Here is a 22,403-nt window from a genome sequence, read left to right as displayed (position 1 = left end):
GAGAACCCGGCCCCGAGCCGGGAACTGTGACGGGGGGGAGATGGATGGCTGCGGGTATGGGCATCACGTGCCCGCAGCCTGGATCCAGCTGGTTGTGGGTTGTGGGTTATTCGCGGACTCGGTGGTCGATGACGTCTGGTAGCACTACGGCGGAAAAGAATATTACGCTAGGGTCTATCCGGACATCGCAAGACTTGCCTGCCGAGTATAGGAGTAAGAGTGGCAACCTCATACGAGCTGAAGCATTTTCCTCAGAGAATCTATGTCTGTTATCTGCAGGATTTGCAGCTTAGACAAAGGGTCTTGGCGATCGTTCCTACTCTTGAAGACGCAAGAGCTATTGCGAAACGTCATAATGACTCCATGTTTCATGTCTACTGGAGTGAATGTGCCGTGGATTGTGGCAAGAACTCTAGTTGGCGCCCGGTCCATGGAGAACCGGTCATTGTTGCTTTCAGCCCTGGTTACAGCATGGAGGAGGGGCCTAGCCCAGACGACAACGAGCCGGTTGATGTTCGAGCCTACCTGAATCGAGATAGCGCAGTGAACTACCTGAGGTGGTTCGACCGAAATTTGCCTCCCGAATTTTGGGAACACGCATTTTGGGAGGTTGAGCTCGGATGGGAAGCATCAGGACTCAAGGAACTGATGAAGAGTTGGCAAGAATAATAGCTGGCGGCACAATTGGGAAAGCATCCATCTATCAGTCCCAGTCAACATGTCTCCCGTGCAGAGGACTTCTGAAAATGACAGTCCCGCTTGGAAAAGTATCGCCCTAGGACCGCAACGTGCCAGTAGTTATCTCTATGTCAGGGCCGGTCAGCTGTCAGCCAGCGTGCGGTAGAGGGTGGCTCTGCGGATACCGAGGTCTGTGGCGATAGCTACCTTGGGCTCACCTGCTGCTGCTCGCTGCCGTGCTACTTCGGCCTTTTCTGTGGTCAGGGCACGTTTGCGGCCCTGATATTTGCCGGCCTTTTTCGCCAGGGCTATGCCCTCAGCCTGCCGCTCCCGGATAATCGATCACTCAAACTGAGCGAACGAGCCGAGGATGCTCAGCATGAGGTTGTCTCAGGAGTTCTCCCGACCCGTCGCAAAGGTCAGTCCTTCTTTGATGAAGTGCACACTCGCACCCTTCTCAGTGATCTGGTCGATTAGTCCCTGCAGATCAGTCAGGGAGCGGGCCAGTCGGTCAATCGAGGCGATCATCAGTTGATCGTGTCCATGGCGATCAGCTGGTACACCACAGTGATCGGGGAAGTCAGTACGTGTAGTTGAAATACTCCGCCGCTTTTTTAGCTGAAGCCGGAATCCGGCCGAGTGTCGGCACCGTTGGCGATTCCTATGACAACGCGCTGGCGGAGACGGTCAACGGTCTCTACAAGGCTGAACTTATCCATGCTCACGGCCCGTGGACGTCGGTCGGCGAAGTAGAGCTTGCCACCTTGCGGTGGGTGCATTGGTGGAACACCAAGCGCCTTCACGAAGCCTTGGACTACGCCACCCCACAAGAAGTAGAAACCGAGTATTATCTCACCGAGCCCATCAACACAGGGCCATAAAAGAAGCGGAACCAAACCCAGGACGCTTCAATGAGGTTCTTTGGAAAGCGTACGGGAATATGGATTCACCCCGGCATATTTGCAGAACATTGAATCAATTCTATAGTCCTATTGAATTGGAGAATCTAGTTAAGTCATCGTCCTATTGGCGAGAGCGATCACTTCCGTGGAACTCTGAGGGGCTACGTGATTCGGTGGATAGATTCGTTGGCAACTACTCTGGTGACAAGAATATTGAATTGGCATTTGTGGAAATCTCAGTTGGAGGTATCACGAAATGCTTATAAGACGAAAGTTTTCGCCTGAGGCTGCAATTAGAATAAATGTTCTTGTGGACGCGTATGTGACTTCATTTCTTGGCGCATCCGTGGGTTACTTGACCATTCAATCCGGTCTTGAGAGTCAAGGTGCATTGCGTGCGGTAGGCATTGGCATTGTGATTGGGACGGTACTGTCATTGCCGCTTGCGCGACTCGGAGATGTTGTGGGGGAAACTACTGTCCTCGGTGGTGTTCAGATCTTGCAATTTATCTCATATATTGCGCTTGGAATAGTCCCCGGTCATATTCCAATGTTGGGAACCCTGGTTGGAATCTTTCTGCTTGGAAGGTTTGTTTCGCCTTTGAGGGGCGCCCTTCCTCCACGCTACTTGCAAAAAGAAGAGCTAGTCAGTTATAAGGTTGCGCTACGAACGTCAACGTTAACTGTTGTCCTACTCGGTACTGCCACCGTATCGTGCGTATTGTTCTTTGGTATATCTATTCGAATTTTTTCGTCGATGCTTGGAGGCATTGGATACTTGATTTGTATTCTCTCGACCCAAGCGTTGAAGGAAAAGCAACAAGTTGAGGTCGTGAGACGAAATTCATTTGTCCTTAGGCTTTCACTGGGATCTGACGTTTGGATTTCTTGTCTTAAAGTCATCATATCATTCGGAATTATCGCAACCGGTTCTGCTCTATTTCCGTACATTCTTGCCTCTAAGGGCAACAATCTTAGTTGGTTGCTATTTTGCTCCGTGTTTATAGAAATTGCAATCAATTATGCGATCCAGAAGAATTCCCGTTTCAAGAATGGGAACAGGATCTCAAATTTGGTCCTTCTCATTTTGGCAGTTTCCTTGGGGATTTGCGGAGGATTTCTCTTGATTGCCAGCGCCATTTTCTTGCAATCGATGATTGCTTTTTCAATTGCGCTGATTGCGGTTTTTTGTTTGATTCATACCGCCCAGACCTTTGCAACAATAATGGCCTGGCAGTTTCAGTACGAAAAGGGTGATGACCAGGATCGGTCATTCGTAGTTGCAATATTTTCAATGGCGTCAGCTCTTGGAGTCGGCTTTGCTAATTTTTCAGGAGCAGAAATATATGAATTTGTGGGTTTGTGACTGTAGCCTTAAGCGGGTTTGTAAAATCCAATTGTCAGCAGTTCCAATTGAAGTGAACGTCGGTGAATTGTTCCTAAATAGGTTGTTGACTCCGTAGGTGAGATTGTTGGGGTGTGAAGGGCTTTTGCCTCTCTTCGGCGATGTTGTCTTTGGGCACGCTGAGGAGCCGACTGGGCTTCCTGCGCAATCGGCTTAAGACGAGGTTCTGTGGACTCTAGGCTGCTGCGGTCTCCTGGACTGTGGAGATGTCTCGGTAGAGTTCGCCGCTACGCATCATTGCGAAGAGAACGTTAAGACGTCGGCGTGCGAGGGCGACGACTGCGACGTTGTGTTTTTGCCTTCTTTGCGTTTTCGTTCATAGAATTGCACTGACCCCATGAGGCTGAAATTCATCCAGTACCTCTCGAGTACGGGCTTACCGCGACAAACAGTGATGCCTTGAATGCAATATCCCCACTGGCTTGATCGAGCACCGCTACATTGTCACCGGCCCAATCCACGTAGAGCTCTTGGCCCGGTTCATGGGTGATGACCTCGACGAGATCATTGGCGCGGAGAAAATCATTGAGCCCACTACAAAACTGGGTGTACTGGTACTTTGTCTTGTCAGTTGGACATGGCTGCGACAGGTAGTCCATCTACAGCTTGTGCCTGGTCAAATGCTTATTGCTTTTGAGTTTGTGTGCAAGACCTTGAAAATCCGGCTGGTCGTAGGACAGTGTGCGCTTGCTGCGGCCATCGCTGAATCGCTCATCGAACCCTCCGGTGGAAGCTGACGGAACGTCTCTAAACTCAGTGACTCCTCAGCGATGATCATCTTTGCGCGGGATACTTCTCGTCGTGAACACCCCAATTGACACCCCAATGCATGTGTGATCTGTGCGTGCGTAGCTAGCACCGTCAAGGCACATCGCGACGATTTGTTTGAAGTTGGCCACAAAGACCGGCTCCTTCCAAGTAGAAGTTGACGCGGCACCATCGAAGTACGGCGCCGCCAACATCAACTATGAAAGAAACCCCCTCGCAGTACCGGGTACGCGGAACACCGGTACCAACTACGCGGACTCGCGGTACCAACTACCCCAAATCGACACCGCAGTCGAAGAAGCCTATACACAACGGCAACTGCAACATTGCCAAAGCCATCGCCCAGGCAAAATTCCGATACCCCGATGCGAGCCTGGCCGAAGTCACCCAGGCTGAACTCAGCCTGCCGCTCCCGAATAATCGATCACTCAAACTGAGCGAACGAGCCGAGGATGCTCAGCATGAGGTTGTCTCAGGAGTTCTCCCGACCCGTCGCAAAGGTCAGTCCTTCTTTGATGAAGTGCACGCTCGCACCCTTCTTAGTGATCTGTCTGCACCGCTGTTGCCCCGGAGGCGGTTGTGACGGTGCGGATATAAGGACTCACAAAATCAGACTACTGATCACCCCCGCCACTACCCACTTAGTGCGGAAAATTCTCACCCTGACAAAGAAAACCACCAGGTAGCAGTGTCAAGAGTGACGTTGCTCACCCACCCATGGCCTAAGTCAGGTAAAACCCACAGGGTACAACGACAAGAGTGATCTTCACCGCACAAACTGTGCACCAAGTCAAACTAAAAGCGCGCATCGAGTCTTTCGACTGATGCGCGCATCACGGGAGCTTGTTCGTCGAGAAGCTACTCGTCCGGGTTCTCGATCTGCTTGTAGCCCGGTGCCTTCCAGTCCACGTTGACTGTGTCCTTGGTGTCTAAGCCGACACCTGCGCCGGCAGCCTCGGGCACCTTGGCAAAGATGTTGCGGCGTGCACGGCCTGCGCGCAGCTGGCGCTCCACACGCTCCGCCAGGGCGGTAAGTGCGAAGTTGATCAGGATCATGATCACGCCGACCACAAACAGGGAAGCCAGGAAGTTCTGGTTCGCAGACGCAGATTGGATGCCGGAGCGAACAACCTCGATGTAGCCAATCTGGTAGCCAAGCGCGGTATCCTTCAGCGCAATCACCATCTGGGCAATCAGCGCTGGCAGCATCGCGGCCACCGACTGCGGCAGAAGGATGGTCCACATCGTCTGCCAGTGGGACATACCAAGTGCACGGGCCGCCTCAGTCTGGCCCTTGGGCAGAGAGTTGATGCCGGCGCGCAGGATCTCTGCGATAACAGAGCCGTTGTACAGCGTCAGCGCAACCACAACCGCCCAAAACGCAAGACCACTTGGCGGCACCATTTTGTACAGCGCGAAGAGCTGGTAGGCGAAGATCATCAGAAGCAGCACTGGGATAGCGCGGAAGAACTCCACAACCACAGCGCAGAAACCGCGCACGAGGCGGTTTTCGCTCAGCCGTCCAAGGCCGAAGACCACGCCAAAAACAATGGCGAAGATGATGCTTGTTACAGCGGCTTTAACCGTGCCCCAAAGACCGGGGAGGATGTAGGTGTTCCATGTGTTGCCGTCAAGGAACGGGCGCCACTTGGCTGCGTCCAGCTGGCCCTTTTCACCCAGTGTGGAAAGCACCCACCACAACGCAAGTGCCATGAGGGCAATGGTGATGACGGTGTAAATACGGTTGCGCTGGATGGCCTTCGGGCCTGGCGCGTCATAAAGAACTGTTGCGCGTACTGCGTTAGAGGTAGCCATTTACTTCTTCACCGCCATTTTCTCAGCTGCGCGGCCAATGATCAGGCCGATGGGCAGGGTCAGGATGATGAAGCCAACAGCGAACACGCCGAAGATAATGAACAGCTCATTGGCGTGGAACTCAATGGTGGACTTCATCAGCAGCGATGCCTCGGCTACGCCGATTGCGGAAGCAATAGTGGTGTTCTTTGTCAACGCGATGAGCGTGTTGCCCAGTGGTACGAGTGCTGCACGCCATGCTTGCGGGAAAATAATGGTGGAAAAAGTCTGTCCAAAGCTCAACCCCAAGGAGCGAGCTGCCTCAGCTTGGCCGAAGTGGACGGTGTTAATGCCACTTCGCAAGGACTCTGCAACAAAGCACGAGGTGTAGAGAATAAAGCCCAGTACTGCCAGGCGGAAGTTTTGATCCACAAGGAAGGTGCTGGAATCGCGGCTCGCCAACTGCAATCCCAGGTTTTGGTACAGACCAAAGGAGCAGAAGATGATAACCAGCGTCAGTGGGGTGTTGCGCACTGTGTTGATGTAGAAAGCAGACAGGGAACGCAAAATCCCAACGGGGGAGACCCGCATCGCCGTCAACAGGGTTCCGAATACCAGCGACCCGATGGCGGAGTACACCGTCAGCTTGATCGTGGTCCAGAAAGCTGGCCAAAGTTTGGGCAAAAGATCTGCCCAGAGTGCATCCATTGCTTGTTCTCCCTAAAGACTAACGATGCGGGTGAAAGGTGGCGTTTTACTTCTCCAGGAAGGAGAGGTCACCAGGGGTTTCCTTGGTAACGCCGGTGCCGCCGTCAATGTTTTCGTCAACGAACTTGTCAAAGGAACCGTCGTCGTACATTGCCTGCAGCGCCTTGTTGATTGCCTCGGTGCCTGCAGCGTCGTCCTTCTTCAGGCCGATGCCGTAGTACTCGTTGGTGAACGGCTCGCCGTCCTTCTCCAGCTCAACGAGCTTGAAGGTGCCCGGGGACTGTGCTGCGTAACCGCCGAGAATGGTTGCGTCGGTGGTCAGAGCGTCAACGTTGCCCTGGCGCAGAGCCTCAACACAGGAGGAGTAGGTGTCATACTCCTGCAGCTGAACGCCCGGGAGAGCGTCCTTAACCTTCTGAGCCGGGGTGGAGCCACTTACGGAGCACAGGATCTTGCCGTCAAGGTCATCCAGGCCGTTGATGTCGGTGTTGGCATCCTGGATCAGGAGAGCCTGGTGGGTCAGCAGGTACGGGCCGCCGAAGTTCACGCTCTCAGCGCGGGACTTGTTGATGGAGTAGGTGGCGGTGATCATGTCCACCTCGCCGTTGGAGATGAGGGTCTCACGCTGTGCGGACGGGGTCTCGCGCCAGGTGATCTCCGGCTCAGCCCAACCGTTGTCCTTAGCAATGGAGTTGACCACGTAAGTAGCAACGTCAACGTCCAGGCCGGTCATGGAGCCGTCCGGCTCACGCAGGCCAAGACCCGGCTGGTCAAACTTGGTGCCCAGGGTGACCTTGCCAGCCTCAATGTTGGCCAGCAGGCCGCCGCCAGCACCGTCGGCGGAATCGGAGCTGTCAGAACCACCGCAGGCGGCGAGGGACAGGCTCAATGCAGCGGCAGTGGTAGCTGCCAATACGCGGAATGCACGGTTCATCAGGAAACTCCTTGTTGTGAAACAGAAATGTTTGGAAAGCGATTAGTGCAGAATCTTGCCCAGGAAGTCCTTGGCACGATTGGACTGCGGGTTGGTGAAGAAGGACTCAGGGTCCGTGTCTTCAACAATCTCGCCGTCAGCCATGAAGATGATGCGGTCAGCCACCTTGCGGGCAAAGCCCATCTCGTGGGTGACCACGATCATGGTCATGCCGGAGGCTGCCAGCTCGGACATAACGTCGAGCACTTCGCCCACCATCTCGGGGTCGAGGGCGGACGTCGGCTCGTCGAAAAGCATGACCTTCGGCTCCATGGCCAGCGCACGAGCAATAGCTACGCGCTGCTGCTGACCACCGGAAAGCTGCGCCGGGTACTTGCTGGCCTGTGCGGCGATGCCCACGCGGTCCAGCAGCTCATCGGCACGGCGTGCGGCGTCTGCTTTCTTCGTTTTGCGGACCTTGATTGGGCCCAGGGTGACGTTGTCACGAATAGTCAGGTGGGGGAAGAGATTGAACGACTGGAACACCATGCCCACTTCAGAGCGCAGGCGTGCCAGGTCTTTACCTTCCTCCGGCAACTTCTCGCCGTCGATTTCGATCACGCCGTCATCAATAGTTTCGAGACGGTTGATCGTGCGACACAGGGTGGATTTACCGGAGCCCGACGGTCCCAGCACCACAATCACCTGCCCGCGAGGAACTTCGAGGTTGATGTTTTTCAGTGCATGAAAATCGCCGAAGTGTTTCTCCACTCCGGCAATACGGATCATTGGCTGCGTACTCGCCTGTGTCATGTCGAATACATATACCGGATGAAAGTGAGCTGAATGACAAGTTTGACCAAATCTTTATAATTCGCTGGCATTTTCCTCCCCTCAATGTGCAGCATTAGACTTCTTGCCGTGTCTACGCCGATGAAACCTACTGCCCGTACGTATGAAGTCCGCACGTTTGGTTGCCAGATGAATGTGCATGACTCTGAACGTCTCTCCGGCATGCTTGAGGATGCTGGTTATATCGCCGTGCCTGAAGGCGATACTCCGGACCTTGTGGTGTTTAACACCTGTGCCGTGCGTGAGAACGCGGACAAGCGTCTCTACGGCACACTTGGGGCGCTGAAACACACCAAGGAAACCCACCCGGGGATGCAGATTGCCGTGGGTGGCTGCCTTGCGCAAAAAGATAAAGACGCGGTGATTTCCCAAGCACCGTGGGTGGATGCCGTGTTTGGTACGCACAACCTCGCCGCACTGCCGACTTTGTTAGAGCGCGCTCGGGTGGAAGAGGCAGCGCAGGTAGAGATTGTTGAGGCGCTTGAGGCGTTTCCGTCGGTGCTTCCAGCGAAGCGCGAGAGCTCGTACGCCGGCTGGGTTTCGGTATCGGTGGGCTGTAATAACACGTGTACGTTCTGCATTGTGCCGTCCCTACGTGGCAAGGAGCTCGACCGCAGGCCGGGGGATATTCTGTCGGAGGTGCAGATGCTTGTCGACGGTGGCGTGTCCGAAATCACCCTGCTCGGCCAGAACGTCAACGCCTATGGTGTGAACTTTGCAGACCCCGACGTGGAGCGTGACCGTTCGGCGTTTTCCAAGCTCCTGCGTGCCTGCGGTGACATCGAAGGCCTTGAGCGTGTGCGCTTCACATCCCCGCACCCGGCAGAGTTCACCTCTGACGTGATCGATGCGATGGCGGAAACCCCAAATGTCTGCCCGCAGCTGCACATGCCGCTGCAGTCGGGCTCTGACAAGGTGCTCAAAGAGATGCGCCGCTCGTACCGCTCGAAGAAGTTCCTGGCCATTCTGGACGAGGTGCGCGAAAAGATCCCGCACGCCTCCATTACTACGGACATCATCGTGGGCTTCCCCGGTGAGACCGAGGAGGACTTCCAGGACACCTTGGACGTTGTGGAGAAGTCCCGGTTTACCTCGGCGTATACGTTCCAGTACTCGCCGCGCCCCGGCACCCCCGCCGCGGAGATGGAAAACCAAGTGCCGAAGAAAGTGGTGCAGGAGCGCTTCGAGCGTCTCATCGCGCTGCAGGACCGGATCTCGGCGGAGGAAAACGCCAAGCTGGTGGGCACTGAGCAGGAGCTGCTGGTCCAGGCCGACGGTGGGCGCAAGAACGATCGCACGCACCGCATGTCTGGCCGCGCTCGCGATGGCCGCCTGGTGCATTTCGCTCCTGAGGGGGAGGTTGATGGCGAGATTCGCCCGGGCGACTATGTCACCGTCACTATTACGGACGCCAAGACGCACTTCCTCATCGCCGACTCCGGTGTGCATAACCACCGCCGCACCAAGGCCGGCGATAACTCTGAGCTTGGTCAGGTGCCAACCACCGCGCCGATCGGCGTGGGCCTAGGCTTGCCGTCCGTCGGCGCGCCGAAGGTGCAGGCGAATAACGACGGTTGCTGTTCCGCGTAGGCTAAAGACACCATGACTTCCACTGCTTCTATGAATTCCACCGCAGATGCCCTGGCCGCAGAGGAGCGCCGCACGGGCGCTCGCCTAGCCGATGGCCCGTACCGCTGGGTCCTTATCGCCTGCGCTGCCATTTACCTGGTTGCGCTGTTCTTGCCGTTTGTCGGCGCAACTTCGGGCGTGCAGGTGCTGATCCGGAGTAGTGCCGCGCAGGCATCCAATGTCAACATGACTGAGTACCTGTTTACGTGGATTTCCTTCGCGGGCCTGGGTGTGGTGACCACGATCGCCATGCTTGCCCGCCGCTACGGACTGGCTGCGCTGGGGTGGGTACTTACGGTTATTTCCCTCGGCTTTGCCGTGTTTTCGGTGTGGCTGCGAAATGCGGCAGCTGCTAGTGGCGGCGAGTCGCACGGTGTTGGCGCATACCTAGCCATGGTCGCTGTGCTCGTCGCAGCACTGGCTTACGCTCCAGCAATTATCCGACGTTCGGACGAGCAGCAGGCGATCACCGTGGAGCGCGCCGCCGTACAGGAATCCGATGAGCTTTCGCTGCTGCAGCGCGAAGCTGCCACCAAACCCGTGAACCCTTTGCTTGTGGACGACCGACGCGCCCGCGCCGCCGAACGCCACAAGCGGACGCACGAGCAGGGTTAAGAAAAGTCTTCACGGTAGGGAACCAACCCATTCCTAAAACAGTCAAATACCTAGAGGGTTACGCACGTTTAGCAACATGTGTGTAAATGGCTATTGACAGATTAAGGAGTGGGGGGTTGACGCGGTGAAGCGTAGTGCTGTAATTACGAATCTGATGACGTTACTGCGCGCAAGTTTTTTGATCAGTTTGCGAATGAGCTAGGCAAAGGGTGGTGGAGAAAATGAAGACGTTTACGGTGACAGCCGAACGCGGCAAAAGCCCGGTTTGGGTGTTGGAATGCCGTGAGCTTGGGGTGGTCTCGCAGACGAAGAGGCTTGGGGATGCTGAAGAGGAAGTACGCGAAGCAATTGCATACCAATCGGGCCTTGAAGAATCTGAGTTCACAATTGAGATTCAGCCGGTACTCGGAGCTGAACTTGATTCGCTCAGGGAAGAGGCGTTGGAACTGAAACGCGAAGCAAATGAGATTGCCGAACGAGCAAGTACGGCAAATCGTCGATTCGCGGCTCGCATGAAGGAGGAAGGGTTCTCCGTTCGTGAAATGGGGCAGCTCTTGGGCGTCTCCTACCAGCGAGCCGCAGCGTTAGCCGCGGGCTAGGCGCTGCCAGGCGGTGGTGGAGGAGACCACACTGGCGCCGAGTGTTTCCGCGATCGCACGAGCACCTGCGGATTCCGCAGGATAAGAGACGTAGACGGTTTCTAGATCTTCCCACTGTTTCCGCGCGGCGGAAACTGTCTGCCTAACCAGCGCTTCGCCAATGCCGCGCCCGCGGAATTCCGGCAGGACGTAGATCAGGCCAAGCTCGCACACGGCGTCGGAGTCGTGTGTGTAATGCACGGCCTCGCAAAGACCCACGTACTGGCGCTCGCCGCTGCCATCGGCGCGAGAATCATTGACCAAGGCGATACCGGTCAACTGCGCACCACCACGATCCTTAAGCCGCGCACCCGCATCGGTGATGCGTTGCAGATCCCACTCAATTGGCTCAAGCTGTAGCTCGCCCCGCGGGTAATCGCGAGAGGCCGCCGAGAGCAGCGCGCCAAACCCTGCGGCGTCCCTGCTATCAGAACCAACGGGTGCTTCGAACCCGGCAAAGCCCGGGCCCTCTGCCACATTGATGGAAAACTCCGATGCTGCCGGATACTTCAACGCCGCCAGCTTCTCTACCGCTTCCGCTTCAAACACCGCCTGGTCTTCCCGAAACGCTTGCGCGTAGCCAGCCTCCACTGCACCTGGGGGAGTCCACGCGCCTGGGGAATGTGTGACCCAAATTTGGCGGGTGGGGCGGTTGAGGGCGTGCGATAAGGCGTCGATAAGCATGAAAGCCCCTTGCCACGGTGCGGCAGGTACTTCCTCGCCGGGAAGCGGGGCGATGGATGCGTCGAGGGTGACGTTGGCTTCGAGTACTGTGACGTCTTCCAGCAGCGGCAGGGAGATGAACACCCAGGCCTCGACATCAAACAAGTCGTCGCTGGTTAAAAGCGGGAAGCCAAGTGGCCCAACCGGGCGCAGTGTCTCGCGCGAAGTCAACGCGAAGAGCAGCGCCCTGGACTCGGCGGAGCCCTCCATACGCTTCGCAATGTGCGCCGGCGTTACCCCAGAGGTGGCCAGGCCGGTGATGTCCTGGATCGCCAGCGTTGCGGAAAAGGCGTAAGCCCCGACAACGGCCTCATCAAACTCGCCGCCCTGCCGGGGCACATACTGCAGAGCCTGCACTAGCGGTCGCTTGCTGCCTTCGCAGCTACGTCTGCAAACTCCTGCCACTGCTTCGCCTGCTCACGCAGCTCAGCAGCCTTCTTCGCGTCGCCCTTCGCCTCAGCATCCTCGGCCTGCTTGACCAAGTCATTAGCCTTGACCTGGAACTGGTTGACCTTCTCCTGGGCAGCCGGATCGCTGCGCCGCCAGCGGGAATCCTCAGCGTCAGCCACGCGCTTTTCCACACGCGCAATCTTGTCTTCGTACTCACGGACCTTGCCGCGCGGCACGAAGCCGATCTCTTCCCACTTATCCTGCAGCTCACGCAGCTTCGCCTTTGCCGCGCCGAGGCCCTTCTCCGGGTCAATCAGTGCGTCATACTCAGCGAGCAGCGCGTCCTTGGCCTGGGCGTTGGCCTCAAACTCCTTGTCGCGCTCAGCGTTGACCGCGTTGCGGGCATCAAAGAAGTGATCCTGCGCGCTGCGGAAACGCTCCCACAGCTTGTCATCCACATCGCGCGGGGCACGGCCTGCGGCCTTCCATTCCTTCATCAGGTCGCGGAACGCGCGCGCGGTCTCGTTCCAATCGGTGGACTCCTTCAGTGCTTCGGCGCGCTCCACCAGCTCTTCCTTCGCCTTCTTTGCAGCCGCACGGCCACGGTCCAGCTCAGCGAAGTGGCTGCCGCGGCGGCGGTTGAAGCCGTCGCGGGCACGCGAGTAGCGCTTCCACAATGCGTCATCCGTCTTGCGGTCAATGCCGCGGATGGTGCGCCACTCTTCCAAAATGTCGCGGATGCGATCGCCCGCAGCCTTCCAGTCGGTGGAGTTTTCCGCCAGGTCCTCAGCCTCAGCGGCAAGTGCTTCCTTGCGAGAGATTGCCTCTGCACGGCGTGCGGCCTTGGCTTCCTTGGCCTTCTCGCCAGCCTCAGCGGTGTTGGCAATAACGGTATCCAGGCGCGCCTCAAGCGCATCAAAATCACCGATTGCCGCAGCCGTAGCCAGCGATTCCTTCAGGTCTTGGGCGTTTTTGGCGATCTGGTTGGCGTCCTCCGGGTGGGCAACCAGGCGGGTTTCCAGAACCTCTGCCTCAGTCACAATGTCCGCGAAGCGCTGCACGTAGTGCGCCAACCCCTCTTCAGGGGTACCTGCCTGCCAAGAACCGATCTCGCGCTCTTGGCCGCCGCGGGTGACAAAGACGGTGCCGTTTTCATCCACGCGCCCAAACTTTGCTGCTTCCTCGGTATTTATCTGCGGCGTTGCCGCGGCGACTGGTGCCTGTGGGCGTGGTCCCGGCCCTGGTTTGGGCGTGCGGCCAGGCATTGCTGCCGGTGAGGGACGGCTGTTGCCAGTAGGGGAGGGTGTGGTTGGGGTGGTCACGGCGGATCCTTTCTCCAGTGCCGCGCGACGCGGCTGCCATAAGGTCGTTCCCTGAACTTTACCGCGCCTGGCGTCTGGCTAGGGTGGTTTGTGTGCCTACCTTATTCATTGTTCCGGGCTCGCCGGCGTTGGTGCAGGAGCTTTCGCTTGCCAACGCCGCGTCGCACCACCTCACCCGCACCATCCGCGACACTGTGCTAGATGCTGTGCCAGATGGTGTGCCGGTAGACATTGTCTGCCCGTTAGATGAGGGCTCTTACACCGCGCACACAGGCAGTCTGCGTGCGTGGGGAGCGCCACAGGTGCAGGTGGGCGGCGGTAACCACTTGGGTGAGCTCGTGGTGCGTTACGTGTTGGGGGACCGTGACTACCGGCCCGCGCGTGAGAAGATCGGTGAGGTCGACCCAGAGGCGCTGACCGTTGTGGTGGTGGATGGCCCGGCGGGTGTAACCCCGCGAGCGCCCCTGGCGCTTGTGCCCGGCGCGGGTGAGACGCACGAAGGTTTGCAAGCGTTTATCGCAGGTAACGCGCCGCTGCCGCCGCTTGAAGGCGGGGTGTTACAGCCTGAGCTGTGGCACGAGCTCGCTGCACTTTCGCCGGTTAAGCAGACGTTGTTGGCTGCGGATGATTCGCTTGGCGTTGGCCGCTATGTGGGGGTGTGGACGTGGTAGAGACTGTGACTCCGATTGCTGTGGTTGGCCCGACTGCCTCGGGTAAGTCGGCGCTTGGCATTGCGCTCGCACACAAGCTTGGCGGTGAGGTGGTCAATGTTGATTCGATGCAGCTGTATCGCGGCATGGATATTGGCACGGCGAAGTTGCCGGTAGATGAGCGTGAGGGCATCCCGCATCATCTGTTGGATATTTGGGACGTTTCCCGTGTGGCGTCGGTTGCTGAGTACCAGTCCCAGGCCGTGGCCACGGTAGAAGACATCATGGCGCGCGGACACGTGCCAATTTTGGTGGGTGGCTCGATGCTTTATGTCCAGTCGCTGATTGATAACTGGTCGTTCCCACCCACTGACCCCGCCGTGCGTGCGCGCTATGAGGAGCGTCTGGCCGCAATCGGAGTAGATGCCCTGCACGCGGAGCTTGCCCAGGTAGATCCTGCCGCCGCGCGCATTATTGAGGACAAAGACCCGCGCCGCACCGTCCGCGCACTTGAGGTAATTGAGCTGACCGGCAAACCTTTCCAGGCATCCCAGCCGCCGAAGGACGCGCCACCGCGCTGGGGGACCCGCATCCTGGGCCTTCGCACCACACCTGAGTGGCTCAACCCGCGCATTGAGCTGCGTACCCAGCAGATGTTTGACGCCGGCTTTGTTGATGAGGTCCGTACCCTTGCCACCCAAGGACTGGTCCGGGAATCCACCGCAGGACGCGCGATCGGGTATGCACAGGTGCTGCAATATCTCGATGGGGGGCTTTTGCTTGCCGACGCCATTACGCAAACCATCACCGGCACCCGCCGGTACGTGCGACGCCAACGGTCGTGGTTTAACCGTGATCCGCGGATTGTGTGGCTGGATGCTGCATCGCCGTCACTGGTTGCGGACGCGCTGGCGGCGCTAGACTCGCATGCGTGAAATTCATTAAAGCCCACGCAACTGAGAATGACTTTGTGGTGATCGTTGACGTTGACGGTCAGCTGGACATCACCCCCGAGCAGGTCGCATTTTTGTGCAACCGTCGCGCTGGCATTGGCGGCGACGGCCTGCTGCGGGTGGTGCGCAATGAGGGGCGTTGGTTTATGGATTACCGCAACGCCGACGGCTCTATTGCGGAGATGTGCGGCAATGGCATTCGTGCGTTTGCCCACGTCCTCGTATCGGAGGGCCTAGAAGATTCCTCCGAGTTCGAGGTGGACACCCGCGCCGGCGTGAAAACCATCAAAGTGCTATCCGTCGATGCTGAGCATGCTGTGGTGGCTGTCGGCATGGGGGAGGTCGAAGTTACCGGTGTGTCTACGGCTCGCATGGGGTCCTTCGAGTTCGCCGGTATCGGCGTGGATGTGGGCAATCCGCACCTAGCATGTGTGATCCCAGGTTTGACCGCCGATGAGCTGGCTGGGCTCGATTTTGTACAGCCGGAGTTTGATCCGGAGTTCTTCCCCGAGGGCGTCAACGTTGAGGTGCTCACCGAGCTTGCCGAAGGCGCAGTACACATGCGCGTGTGGGAGCGCGGCGTAGGGGAGACCCGCTCCTGTGGCACCGGCACTGTTGCGGCAGCACAGGCTGCGCTTGCAGACGCCGGCATTGAAAACGGCAGCGTCACCGTCAACGTGCCCGGTGGCGCAATTGAGGTGGAGTTGGAGAACGGCGTTGCCACCATGACTGGTCCCTCCACGGTTGTCGCCCGCGGCGAGCTGGTTGCCGATATGTAGGCGTTGTCGCGTTAGCTCGGGCCGATTTCCCGGGCGGCGCGGCGTGCGTCGTCCCAGGCGATCTCAAGCTCGGCGGCGCGCTGATCCGCGATAGTTAGAAGGCGTTCGAGCTGTGCGCGGTCGACGGTGGGGTCTTCCAGGTAGGCGTCGATACGCGAGAGGAACCGGCGCGCAGAAGACGCGCGCAATAAAAATTCGTTGATTTCGGATACCGAGTTATCCGGGTTCGCCAGTGCGGGGAAGTGCAGCGTGCGGTCTGCAACATCGGCGGCAGAAGCCCCATTGAGCAGCTGGTTGTACGCATCCAGGATCTCGCAAATATCATCGCGCGCGTACCCCAAGCTCGCGCGCATCGCCTCAACCTCCGGATGCGGCTGGTATCTCCGTGCGATCAAACCGACAATGGCTACAAGCAATGCGGACAGAACTAGCCCGGGTACCCGCAAAAGCACCACAAGCATCACCACAGCCGCCAGCACCAACGCACCGACGATTGCGATGGAGAAATCCCTGTCCGGCTTACTCATCTACCGCGCCTTCCGCTAATGGCCCCCACAGCCGCAGGAACCACCACACCCACCGCAGCCGCCGCCCTGCGGAGTCGGGATAGAACCAACCATCACGGCAGTACCGGCGATAACGCTGTTGCGCTCCGGAAGCTCACCGTCAGGCAGGCATACGTCAAACGGGAACGCGGCGTCCACAGACACGTGGATGAAACGCTGGCCCGTCAGCTGGGAGGTGCGGTACTCCGCGCTCAACACGCGCGCGGTGAACTCCGCGCGAGCATCCGGCGATTTCGGCGCGCCGCTGGCCACAGCCTCAGCGCCAGGGGAGACAACCTCGCCAACAACCTTGCCCGGGTTCGCCTCAAGGTACGCATCCACAGAATCGTGGCGGGTGTGCTCAAGAGTCAGCGCGGTTAGGGAGGTTTCCTGCCAGGAAAGCGGCGCGTCGTCTACAAGCAAAGGCTCCTGAGCCAAGTTAATAGTCACCTGGGCCATGGAATTGCCGTGGGGATCGATGATGTCGGCTAACGCCACAACATCATCAAGCGGCGTGATGTGCGCATACGTGCGGGTCACGCCATCAAAACCAGCGAAGGTGGCAAACGGCTCAACCGCCAGGATGTTCAGCTGCGCGCCGGAAGCATCCGAGTACTGGATGAGCTGGCCACCGCGGACCTCACCTGTCACCGCCAAGGCCCCAGAAGCGATAGCTGCCTCAACTGCATCCTGCCAGCGGGGGAAACTCAGGCCGATCGCGGCCAGATCCGTCGTTGTGTTCATGGGCACACAGCCTACTCGCCGCAGCCAGTGGGAAGAAAGGCGGAGGCGTGCGTGTTGGTTAGGATGTATGACAATGACTGAGTTTGACAATGAGCACGATGAGCTTCACGATGAGCTTTTGGCCCGTGCATTTCGCCACAACTCCCCGCAGCCTGGTGTGGGCGCGGATGACCCCACTGTTGGTTCGCTGGATCTAGAGGATCGCAATGCTTTGCGGCGCCTCACGCGCGACACCAGCATCCGTTCCGAAGACCATGAAGACATCTATGAGGTTGAGTACCGCAAACTCCGCCTGGAGCAGGTGATCCTGGTCGGCGCGTGGACTGAAGGTACTACTGCCGAGATGGAAGCCAGCATGATGGAGCTCGCCGCGCTGACAGATACCGCAGGCGCCGAGGTGCTCGACATTCTCTATCAAAAGCGCGACAAGCCGGATCCGGGCACCTACATCGGCTCCGGCAAGGTCAAAGAGCTGGCGCAGATTGTGCAGGCGACCGGTGCGGATACCGTCATCTTTGACGGTGAGCTCTCCCCAGGCCAGATGGTGGCACTGGAGGAAGCGCTGAAGGTCAAGGTGATTGACCGCACCATGCTGATCCTGGACATCTTCGCCCAGCATGCGAAGAGCAAGGAAGGTAAGGCCCAGGTCAGCCTGGCGCAGATGGAATACCTCTACACCCGTACGCGTGGTTGGGGCGGCAACCTTTCGCGCCAGGCGGGTGGTCGCGCCGGCTCCAACGGTGGTGTGGGCCTGCGTGGTCCTGGTGAGACGCGTATTGAGGCGGATCGTCGCCGCCTGCGCACTGAGATGGCGAAGCTGCGCCACCAGCTGCGTGACATGGCCACGGCCCGCGAGATCAAGCGTGCGCAGCGCGCGCGCTCAACCACGCCGAAGATTGCGATTGCGGGCTACACCAACGCAGGAAAGTCCTCCCTGATCAACGCGATGACTAATGCGGGTGTGCTTGTAGAGGACGCGCTGTTTGCCACCCTCGACCCGTCCACACGCAAAGCCCAGTTGGCAGACGGCCGCTCGGTGGTGCTCACCGACACTGTCGGGTTTGTCCGCCACTTGCCAACTCAGCTGGTGGAGGCGTTCAAATCAACGCTTGAAGAGGTCTCCGGGGCGGATTTGGTGCTGCACGTTGTGGACGGCTCTGACCCGTTCCCGCTCAAGCAGATCGAGGCGGTCAACGAGGTCCTTTCGGAGATCACCCGCGAAAGCGGCGAGACTCTGCCGCCTGAGCTTGTTGTGGTGAACAAGATCGATGAGGCCGACCCAGTCGTGCTTGCGGAGCTACGCCACGCCTTCGATCATGCCGGTCGTGATGTGGTGTTTGTGTCCGCGCTGACGGGCGAGGGGATTGCGGAGCTGGAATCCAAGATCGAGATGTTCCTCAACACTCTCGACGAGCATGTGACCATGCTGGTGCCGTTTACCCGCGGCGATGTCGTGTCGCTCTTGCATGAGCACGGCACGGTGCGTTCAGAGGAATATCAGGAGCAAGGCACGCTTATCGACGTCCGACTGCCCCGCGTCCTCGTCGAACAACACCGCGAGTTTGTGGTTTAGTTCGTGATCTAGTTCTTTGCCAGCTTGCTGGCTGCTGCCTCATCCAGGATCACGGTGACATTTGGGTGCTCCCTGATGGCGCTTGCGGGGCTGTCGGTATTGACGGGGCCCTCGATGAGCGCTTTGACTGCGTCAGCCTTGTTTTCGCCGGTGGCGATGAAAATCAGGTTGCGTGAGTCCAAGATGGTGCCGATGCCCTGGGTCAGCGCTTGGCGCGGTACCTCGTCTTCGCTGTCGAAGAAGCGGGCGTTATCCGCAATTGTCTGCGGGTGCAGGTCAATGACGCGAGTGCGCGAGTCGTGTGCACTGCCTGGCTCATTAAACGCAATGTGGCCGTTCGCGCCGACGCCCAGGATCTGAATATCTACGCCGCCAGCGTCCTTAATCGCCTGCTCGTAGTTATCCGCAGTCTGCTGCGGGTTAGCGGACATGCCGTCGAGGGAGTGCACCTTTGCATCATCAATATCCACGTGGCTGGTCAGCTCACGACGAATCGTGGCGTAGTAGGACTGCTCGTGGTCATGCGGCAGTGCTGCGTACTCATCCAACAGGAACGCTTGCGTGTTAGCAAAGCTCAGGCCGTCCTCATTGTGGCGACGGATGAGCTCCTGGTACGTCGGTGTCGGAGTGGAGCCGGTAGCAAGGCCGAGGACGCAGCCACGGCGGATAAACGGCTCAATGATGTCAGCAGCGGCGCGGCCGACTTCCTCTGAGTTGCTACGGATGATGATCTGCATGATTTTGAGATTACGCGATCGCGGTTTCGTTCCTAAAGTTGGCAAAGGTGCATAATGATCTGCGTGGATAACGCGACTTCAAAGAGCACGGATAGCGGCTTCGGCTGGAAACTTCACGGCGACGGCAAACGGGTGCTCCCCGGCGCTGTCGTCGCTCCCGATGAGCGGCTGAGCTGGCTGCGCACCATAGGCATTGGCATGCAGCACGTGGTTGCAATGTTTGGCGCCACGCTGCTTGTCCCCACACTCACGGGCTTCCCAGTCAACACCACGCTGCTGTTCTCGGGTCTAGGTACGCTCATCTTCCTTACGTTGACGAAGAACAAGCTGCCAAGCTATCTCGGTTCCTCGTTTGCGTTCATCGCGCCACTTACTGCGTCACAGCAATACGGCATGGCCGCGCAGCTTGGCGGTGTGCTGGTCACAGGCCTCGCGTTGATTGTTGTTGGCTTCATTGTCCAAGCTGCAGGTAAGCGCGTCATTGACGCGGTCATGCCTCCTGTTGTCACCGGCGCCATTGTTGCGCTCATCGGCTTGAACCTGGCGCCCACTGCCGTTGCAAATGTGGAAGCTCAACCTGGGGTGGCCGGGGTCACCTTGCTTACTATCGTGCTTGTCACAGTGGCTACGCGCGGTATGGCGGCGCGACTGTCCATCCTCATTGGCGTGGTTGTTGGGTGGGTCTTTGCCGCGCTGACCGGGGGACTGGCAGAAGACGCGTTAGACACGATCTCGGCGGCACCGTGGGTCGGCCTGCCGCAGTTCCATACCCCCGAGTTCCACCTCTCGGCAATTCTGGTCACGCTGCCGGTGCTTGTTGTGCTGATTGCGGAAAACGTCGGCCACGTCAAGGCGGTTTCTGAAATGACGGGCAGGGACCTTGATCCGATGCAGGGCAGGGCGTTGATTGGCGACGGCATCGCCACCACCCTCGCCGGCGGTTTCGGCGGTTCCGGCACCACGACCTACGCGGAAAACATCGGCGTGATGGCGGCGACGAAGGTGTACTCCACTGCCGCGTACTGGGTGGCGGCTTGCTTCGCCATCGTGCTCGCATTTATTCCGAAGTTTGGCGCCATCATCTTCACCATCCCGGTCGGCGTGCTCGGCGGCGCGTGCTTGGTGCTTTACGGACTGATTGGCATGCTGGGCATCCGTATCTGGCAAGACAACCGAGTGGACTTCACCGATCCTGTAAATCTCACTGCTGCGGCAGTTGCGTTGATTGTGGGTATTGGCAACCTCACGCTGCAGGCGGGTCCGGTTGCGCTGGAGGGTATTGCGCTCGGCTCTGTCGGTGTGATCATCGTGTACCCGCTCATGCGCTGGTGCTACAACACGGTGGGCGAGGGGCGTTACCGCATGGGCTTCCCAACGAAAAAGCGGGAGCCGGCCAACGTGGCCGACCCCCACACATTCGGGTAGGAGTGAAGAATCAGCGAAGCGCCTAGGCTTCGTCTAGGTTCTGGGCGATAAGGGCGGCAATTGCGTCAACTGCCCCAGCATTGTTTGACGTAACCGTGACTTCGTCACCGAACTCCGCGCCCATCGCCATAATCATCAGCGAGGACGCGGCGTCAGTTACGTCCTCGTCATCGCCTCCAACAAGGGTGAGAATAATGTCGTCATCATATTCGCTGGCAGCGTCAGCGATGACGGTGGCGGGGCGGGCGTGGAGGCCCACTGTGGAGCCCACTTTCACGGTTTTTGAAGCCATGGGGTCAAGTCCTTTCGTTATCTCTAGCTATTCAATACTAGAGTCAACCGGCAACCTAGAGTGCACGGAACACGGAAACGACAAGACCCATGATCTCCGCATCATCGCCCTTGATGGGGGAGAATGCGTCATTTCGCGGCATGAGCCAAACACCCGAAGAATCCTTGTGGAACACCTTCGCGGTCGCCTCACCATCAATGAGTGCGGCAACGATCTGTCCCTCTTCGGCTACCGGCTGGGAGCGAACTACAAGCCAATCGCCGTCTAGGATTGCCGCGTCCACCATGGAATCACCGACAACCTTGAGCATAAACAGCTCGCCATCGCCGAGCAGCTCCTCCGGGAGAGGGTAGTAGGTCTCTACATTCTCCTCAGCCAGGATTGGGGCGCCTGCAGCGATCTGGCCGACAACCGGGATAAAGCGGGCGTTGGACGCGTCTTCCGGGGCATTCTGGGCAGCCGGAGCTGTGGCCTTCTTACGGGCAGTTGGAGCGCCCGGCAAGTGGCGCAAATCTACTGCGCGGGGCTTGTTGGGATCGCGCCGAAGGAAGCCCTTCTTCTCTAGTTCTTTCAGCTGGTACGCCACAGAGGAAGTGGATTGTAGCCCTGCAGCATCACCGATCTCGCGGATGCTTGGCGGGTAACCGCGCAGTACAACCGCGTCCTGAATGACTTGGAGGATTCGGCGCTGGCGGTCGCTCAGCTTGCTCATGTCCAGGCTGTTTGGGTCTGTCTTCTTTCGTGCCACGTTCTGTGCTCCTTTGGTGCTTGTCTGTCCGTATAGCTCAATTGTCAAGGTCCTAGCAAAGGTCCTAGCCAAGGTCCTAGTTGTGAAACTACCACGTTAGGCAAGTCTGTTCGATATTTTGCGAAAAATCTGGACACGCGTTCGAACACCTGCTATAAATCGAACATGTACTCGTTCGAACGTATGGGCGCAGCCAGCTAAGGCGTGTGTCTTGCGTTCCTACGATGAAGCCAAACATAATCACAAGGAGACAAAACTATGACCACGATCATTCGCAATACCCACCCACGTACCTCTGTAGCTTCCGAGGTCTGGGATCTTTCCCCTGTGGAAGGCCGCCGGGTTTCTACCAGCTCCATCCGCCAACTGCGTGCAGAAAACGCTCCTGCACGGGTGGTTCAAGAGACTGCTGTAGATGGATTCGAACCTGGGCACGAACGTAGAGAAAGCCTCTTTGTTGGGGTGGTGATGGCTGCGGCGCTACTGATTGGCTCACTGTTCGGTGGGGCGTTCGGTGGTGGTGAAGAACCGACTACCGCAGAGATCGCGCAGCTTTCACCTGTTGTGGCGCGTTAGTCTCAATCTGCCTTAGGGCTTTGTCAGGCAGGGCTAGACTTAGA

General features: G+C 58.3%; 25 protein-coding genes and 2 pseudogenes. 13 read left to right on the top strand and 14 right to left on the bottom strand.

Annotation, left to right across the window (positions count from 1 at the left end):
• The first annotated feature begins 219 nt into the window (after positions 1-219).
• Positions 220-669: a hypothetical protein gene (locus I6I71_RS10330; RefSeq protein WP_070495906.1), complete on the top strand. Its 450-nt coding sequence runs from the start codon at positions 220-222 to the stop codon at positions 667-669.
• Between the two features lie 150 nt (positions 670-819).
• Here I6I71_RS10330 and I6I71_RS12110 read toward each other — a convergent pair whose 3' ends face one another.
• On the bottom strand, positions 820-942 hold the full coding sequence (locus I6I71_RS12110) for a helix-turn-helix domain-containing protein (protein WP_236587456.1): 123 nt from the start codon (positions 940-942) through the stop codon (positions 820-822).
• A gap of 126 nt (positions 943-1,068) precedes the next feature.
• A complete protein-coding gene (locus tag I6I71_RS12105) occupies positions 1,069-1,206 on the bottom strand; it encodes a recombinase family protein (RefSeq protein ID WP_083279093.1) in 138 nt (45 codons plus the stop codon).
• A 20-nt stretch (positions 1,207-1,226) separates the two neighbouring features.
• On the opposite strand from I6I71_RS12105, the pseudogene I6I71_RS10320 reads away from it, so the two are divergent.
• Both I6I71_RS10320 and I6I71_RS10315 read left to right on the top strand, forming a co-directional pair.
• Positions 1,227-1,559, top strand: a pseudogene (locus tag I6I71_RS10320) (integrase core domain-containing protein); the annotation flags it as partial.
• Between the two features lie 343 nt (positions 1,560-1,902).
• A complete protein-coding gene (locus I6I71_RS10315; protein WP_201820837.1) occupies positions 1,903-2,946 on the top strand; it encodes a hypothetical protein in 1,044 nt (347 codons plus the stop codon).
• Positions 2,947-3,160: 214 nt separating this feature from the next.
• On the opposite strand, the pseudogene I6I71_RS10310 reads toward I6I71_RS10315, so the two are convergent.
• Positions 3,161-3,309: pseudogene (locus tag I6I71_RS10310) on the bottom strand (IS110 family transposase); the annotation flags it as partial.
• A gap of 98 nt (positions 3,310-3,407) precedes the next feature.
• Here I6I71_RS10310 and I6I71_RS10305 point away from each other — a divergent pair.
• Positions 3,408-3,722, top strand: coding sequence for a hypothetical protein (locus I6I71_RS10305; protein WP_201820835.1), 315 nt, complete (start codon positions 3,408-3,410; stop codon positions 3,720-3,722).
• Positions 3,723-4,611: 889 nt separating this feature from the next.
• Here the strand turns inward: I6I71_RS10305 and I6I71_RS10300 are convergent.
• Genes I6I71_RS10300 through I6I71_RS10285 form a run of 4 tightly spaced genes read right to left on the bottom strand, consistent with a single transcriptional unit; the run spans position 4,612 to position 7,957 of the window.
• Positions 4,612-5,568: an amino acid ABC transporter permease gene (locus I6I71_RS10300; protein ID WP_201820833.1), complete on the bottom strand. Its 957-nt coding sequence runs from the start codon at positions 5,566-5,568 to the stop codon at positions 4,612-4,614.
• Positions 5,569-6,255 (bottom strand): amino acid ABC transporter permease, encoded by a 687-nt coding sequence (locus tag I6I71_RS10295; protein ID WP_070494743.1) that lies wholly within the window; start codon positions 6,253-6,255, stop codon positions 5,569-5,571.
• Positions 6,256-6,301: 46 nt separating this feature from the next.
• Positions 6,302-7,189, bottom strand: a complete 888-nt coding sequence (locus I6I71_RS10290; RefSeq protein WP_201820831.1) for a glutamate ABC transporter substrate-binding protein — start codon at positions 7,187-7,189, stop codon at positions 6,302-6,304.
• 42 nt (positions 7,190-7,231) lie between these two features.
• Entirely contained in the window at positions 7,232-7,957 is a 726-nt protein-coding gene (locus I6I71_RS10285; RefSeq protein ID WP_070494744.1) for an amino acid ABC transporter ATP-binding protein, read from the bottom strand.
• A gap of 144 nt (positions 7,958-8,101) precedes the next feature.
• Between I6I71_RS10285 and miaB the strand changes: the two genes are divergently transcribed.
• The 3 genes from miaB to I6I71_RS10270 all read left to right on the top strand — a co-directional run bounded on the left by miaB (position 8,102) and on the right by I6I71_RS10270 (position 10,863).
• Positions 8,102-9,610, top strand: a complete 1,509-nt coding sequence (gene miaB / locus I6I71_RS10280) for a tRNA (N6-isopentenyl adenosine(37)-C2)-methylthiotransferase MiaB (protein ID WP_236587455.1) — start codon at positions 8,102-8,104, stop codon at positions 9,608-9,610.
• A 12-nt stretch (positions 9,611-9,622) separates the two neighbouring features.
• Positions 9,623-10,264, top strand: coding sequence for an Rv2732c family membrane protein (locus tag I6I71_RS10275; protein ID WP_201820826.1), 642 nt, complete (start codon positions 9,623-9,625; stop codon positions 10,262-10,264).
• Between the two features lie 221 nt (positions 10,265-10,485).
• Positions 10,486-10,863, top strand: coding sequence for a hypothetical protein (locus I6I71_RS10270; RefSeq protein WP_101734357.1), 378 nt, complete (start codon positions 10,486-10,488; stop codon positions 10,861-10,863).
• On the opposite strand, the gene I6I71_RS10265 is transcribed toward I6I71_RS10270, so the two are convergent.
• Positions 10,849-11,982 carry a GNAT family N-acetyltransferase gene (locus I6I71_RS10265; RefSeq protein WP_236587309.1) on the bottom strand — a complete coding sequence of 378 codons (1,134 nt, stop codon included), beginning with the start codon at positions 11,980-11,982 and terminating at the stop codon, positions 10,849-10,851. The two genes, I6I71_RS10270 and I6I71_RS10265, sit on opposite strands and share 15 nt — an antisense overlap.
• On the bottom strand, positions 11,982-13,280 hold the full coding sequence (locus tag I6I71_RS10260; protein ID WP_201823678.1) for a DUF349 domain-containing protein: 1,299 nt from the start codon (positions 13,278-13,280) through the stop codon (positions 11,982-11,984). The genes I6I71_RS10265 and I6I71_RS10260 overlap by 1 nt, the downstream gene beginning before the upstream one ends.
• Before the next feature lie 149 nt (positions 13,281-13,429).
• On the opposite strand from I6I71_RS10260, the gene I6I71_RS10255 reads away from it, so the two are divergent.
• The 3 genes from I6I71_RS10255 to dapF are packed head-to-tail and all read left to right on the top strand — an operon-like array spanning position 13,430 to position 15,719.
• Entirely contained in the window at positions 13,430-14,008 is a 579-nt protein-coding gene (locus tag I6I71_RS10255) for a hypothetical protein (protein WP_201820824.1), read from the top strand.
• Between the two features lie 5 nt (positions 14,009-14,013).
• The gene (gene miaA / locus I6I71_RS10250) at positions 14,014-14,922 is read left to right on the top strand and encodes a tRNA (adenosine(37)-N6)-dimethylallyltransferase MiaA (RefSeq protein WP_201820822.1); all 909 of its coding nucleotides are present in this window, start codon (positions 14,014-14,016) and stop codon (positions 14,920-14,922) included.
• Positions 14,919-15,719 (top strand): diaminopimelate epimerase, encoded by an 801-nt coding sequence (gene dapF / locus I6I71_RS10245; protein WP_201820820.1) that lies wholly within the window; start codon positions 14,919-14,921, stop codon positions 15,717-15,719. Before miaA ends, dapF begins: the two co-directional genes overlap by 4 nt.
• A gap of 11 nt (positions 15,720-15,730) precedes the next feature.
• Here the strand turns inward: dapF and I6I71_RS10240 are convergent, their stop codons facing one another.
• Together I6I71_RS10240 and I6I71_RS10235 are read right to left on the bottom strand one after the other, a co-directional pair.
• A complete protein-coding gene (locus I6I71_RS10240; protein ID WP_201820818.1) occupies positions 15,731-16,246 on the bottom strand; it encodes a hypothetical protein in 516 nt (171 codons plus the stop codon).
• A 15-nt stretch (positions 16,247-16,261) separates the two neighbouring features.
• Positions 16,262-17,008: a hypothetical protein gene (locus I6I71_RS10235; RefSeq protein WP_052203965.1), complete on the bottom strand. Its 747-nt coding sequence runs from the start codon at positions 17,006-17,008 to the stop codon at positions 16,262-16,264.
• Positions 17,009-17,081: 73 nt separating this feature from the next.
• Here I6I71_RS10235 and hflX point away from each other — a divergent pair, with 73 nt between their 5' ends.
• Complete coding sequence (hflX, locus tag I6I71_RS10230; RefSeq protein ID WP_201820815.1) at positions 17,082-18,581, top strand: GTPase HflX; 1,500 nt, start codon at positions 17,082-17,084, stop codon at positions 18,579-18,581.
• Positions 18,582-18,589: 8 nt separating this feature from the next.
• Here the strand turns inward: hflX and nagB are convergent, their stop codons facing one another.
• The gene (nagB, locus tag I6I71_RS10225) at positions 18,590-19,318 is read right to left on the bottom strand and encodes a glucosamine-6-phosphate deaminase (protein ID WP_201820813.1); all 729 of its coding nucleotides are present in this window, start codon (positions 19,316-19,318) and stop codon (positions 18,590-18,592) included.
• A 63-nt stretch (positions 19,319-19,381) separates the two neighbouring features.
• Here nagB and I6I71_RS10220 point away from each other — a divergent pair, with 63 nt between their 5' ends.
• A complete protein-coding gene (locus I6I71_RS10220) occupies positions 19,382-20,743 on the top strand; it encodes a uracil-xanthine permease family protein (protein WP_236587308.1) in 1,362 nt (453 codons plus the stop codon).
• A 22-nt stretch (positions 20,744-20,765) separates the two neighbouring features.
• On the opposite strand, the gene I6I71_RS10215 is transcribed toward I6I71_RS10220, so the two are convergent.
• Positions 20,766-21,035: an HPr family phosphocarrier protein gene (locus I6I71_RS10215; protein WP_201820809.1), complete on the bottom strand. Its 270-nt coding sequence runs from the start codon at positions 21,033-21,035 to the stop codon at positions 20,766-20,768.
• A 55-nt stretch (positions 21,036-21,090) separates the two neighbouring features.
• Entirely contained in the window at positions 21,091-21,783 is a 693-nt protein-coding gene (gene lexA / locus I6I71_RS10210) for a transcriptional repressor LexA (RefSeq protein WP_414017436.1), read from the bottom strand.
• Positions 21,784-22,041: 258 nt separating this feature from the next.
• Here lexA and I6I71_RS10205 point away from each other — a divergent pair, with 258 nt between their 5' ends.
• The gene (locus tag I6I71_RS10205) at positions 22,042-22,359 is read left to right on the top strand and encodes a hypothetical protein (RefSeq protein WP_052203975.1); all 318 of its coding nucleotides are present in this window, start codon (positions 22,042-22,044) and stop codon (positions 22,357-22,359) included.
• The last annotated feature ends 44 nt before the right edge of the window (positions 22,360-22,403 follow it).

Source organism: Corynebacterium riegelii, from assembly GCF_016728505.1.
In the GTDB taxonomy this organism is placed as follows: domain Bacteria; phylum Actinomycetota; class Actinomycetes; order Mycobacteriales; family Mycobacteriaceae; genus Corynebacterium; species Corynebacterium riegelii.
This window is presented reverse-complemented; position numbering and strand designations above follow the sequence as displayed.

Coding starts and splice junctions, on each gene's coding strand:
- I6I71_RS12105 (WP_083279093.1), bottom strand. CDS start 1,206: ATGATCGCCTCGATTGACCGACTGGCCCGCTCCCTGACTGATCTGCAG.
- I6I71_RS10300 (WP_201820833.1), bottom strand. CDS start 5,568: ATGGCTACCTCTAACGCAGTACGCGCAACAGTTCTTTATGACGCGCCA.
- I6I71_RS10295 (WP_070494743.1), bottom strand. CDS start 6,255: ATGGATGCACTCTGGGCAGATCTTTTGCCCAAACTTTGGCCAGCTTTC.
- I6I71_RS10290 (WP_201820831.1), bottom strand. CDS start 7,189: ATGAACCGTGCATTCCGCGTATTGGCAGCTACCACTGCCGCTGCATTG.
- I6I71_RS10285 (WP_070494744.1), bottom strand. CDS start 7,957: ATGATCCGTATTGCCGGAGTGGAGAAACACTTCGGCGATTTTCATGCA.
- miaB (WP_236587455.1), top strand. CDS start 8,102: ATGAAACCTACTGCCCGTACGTATGAAGTCCGCACGTTTGGTTGCCAG.
- I6I71_RS10275 (WP_201820826.1), top strand. CDS start 9,623: ATGACTTCCACTGCTTCTATGAATTCCACCGCAGATGCCCTGGCCGCA.
- I6I71_RS10270 (WP_101734357.1), top strand. CDS start 10,486: ATGAAGACGTTTACGGTGACAGCCGAACGCGGCAAAAGCCCGGTTTGG.
- I6I71_RS10260 (WP_201823678.1), bottom strand. CDS start 13,280: ATGCCTGGCCGCACGCCCAAACCAGGGCCGGGACCACGCCCACAGGCA.
- I6I71_RS10240 (WP_201820818.1), bottom strand. CDS start 16,246: ATGAGTAAGCCGGACAGGGATTTCTCCATCGCAATCGTCGGTGCGTTG.
- I6I71_RS10235 (WP_052203965.1), bottom strand. CDS start 17,008: ATGAACACAACGACGGATCTGGCCGCGATCGGCCTGAGTTTCCCCCGC.
- hflX (WP_201820815.1), top strand. CDS start 17,082: ATGACTGAGTTTGACAATGAGCACGATGAGCTTCACGATGAGCTTTTG.
- nagB (WP_201820813.1), bottom strand. CDS start 19,318: ATGCAGATCATCATCCGTAGCAACTCAGAGGAAGTCGGCCGCGCCGCT.
- I6I71_RS10215 (WP_201820809.1), bottom strand. CDS start 21,035: ATGGCTTCAAAAACCGTGAAAGTGGGCTCCACAGTGGGCCTCCACGCC.
- I6I71_RS10205 (WP_052203975.1), top strand. CDS start 22,042: ATGACCACGATCATTCGCAATACCCACCCACGTACCTCTGTAGCTTCC.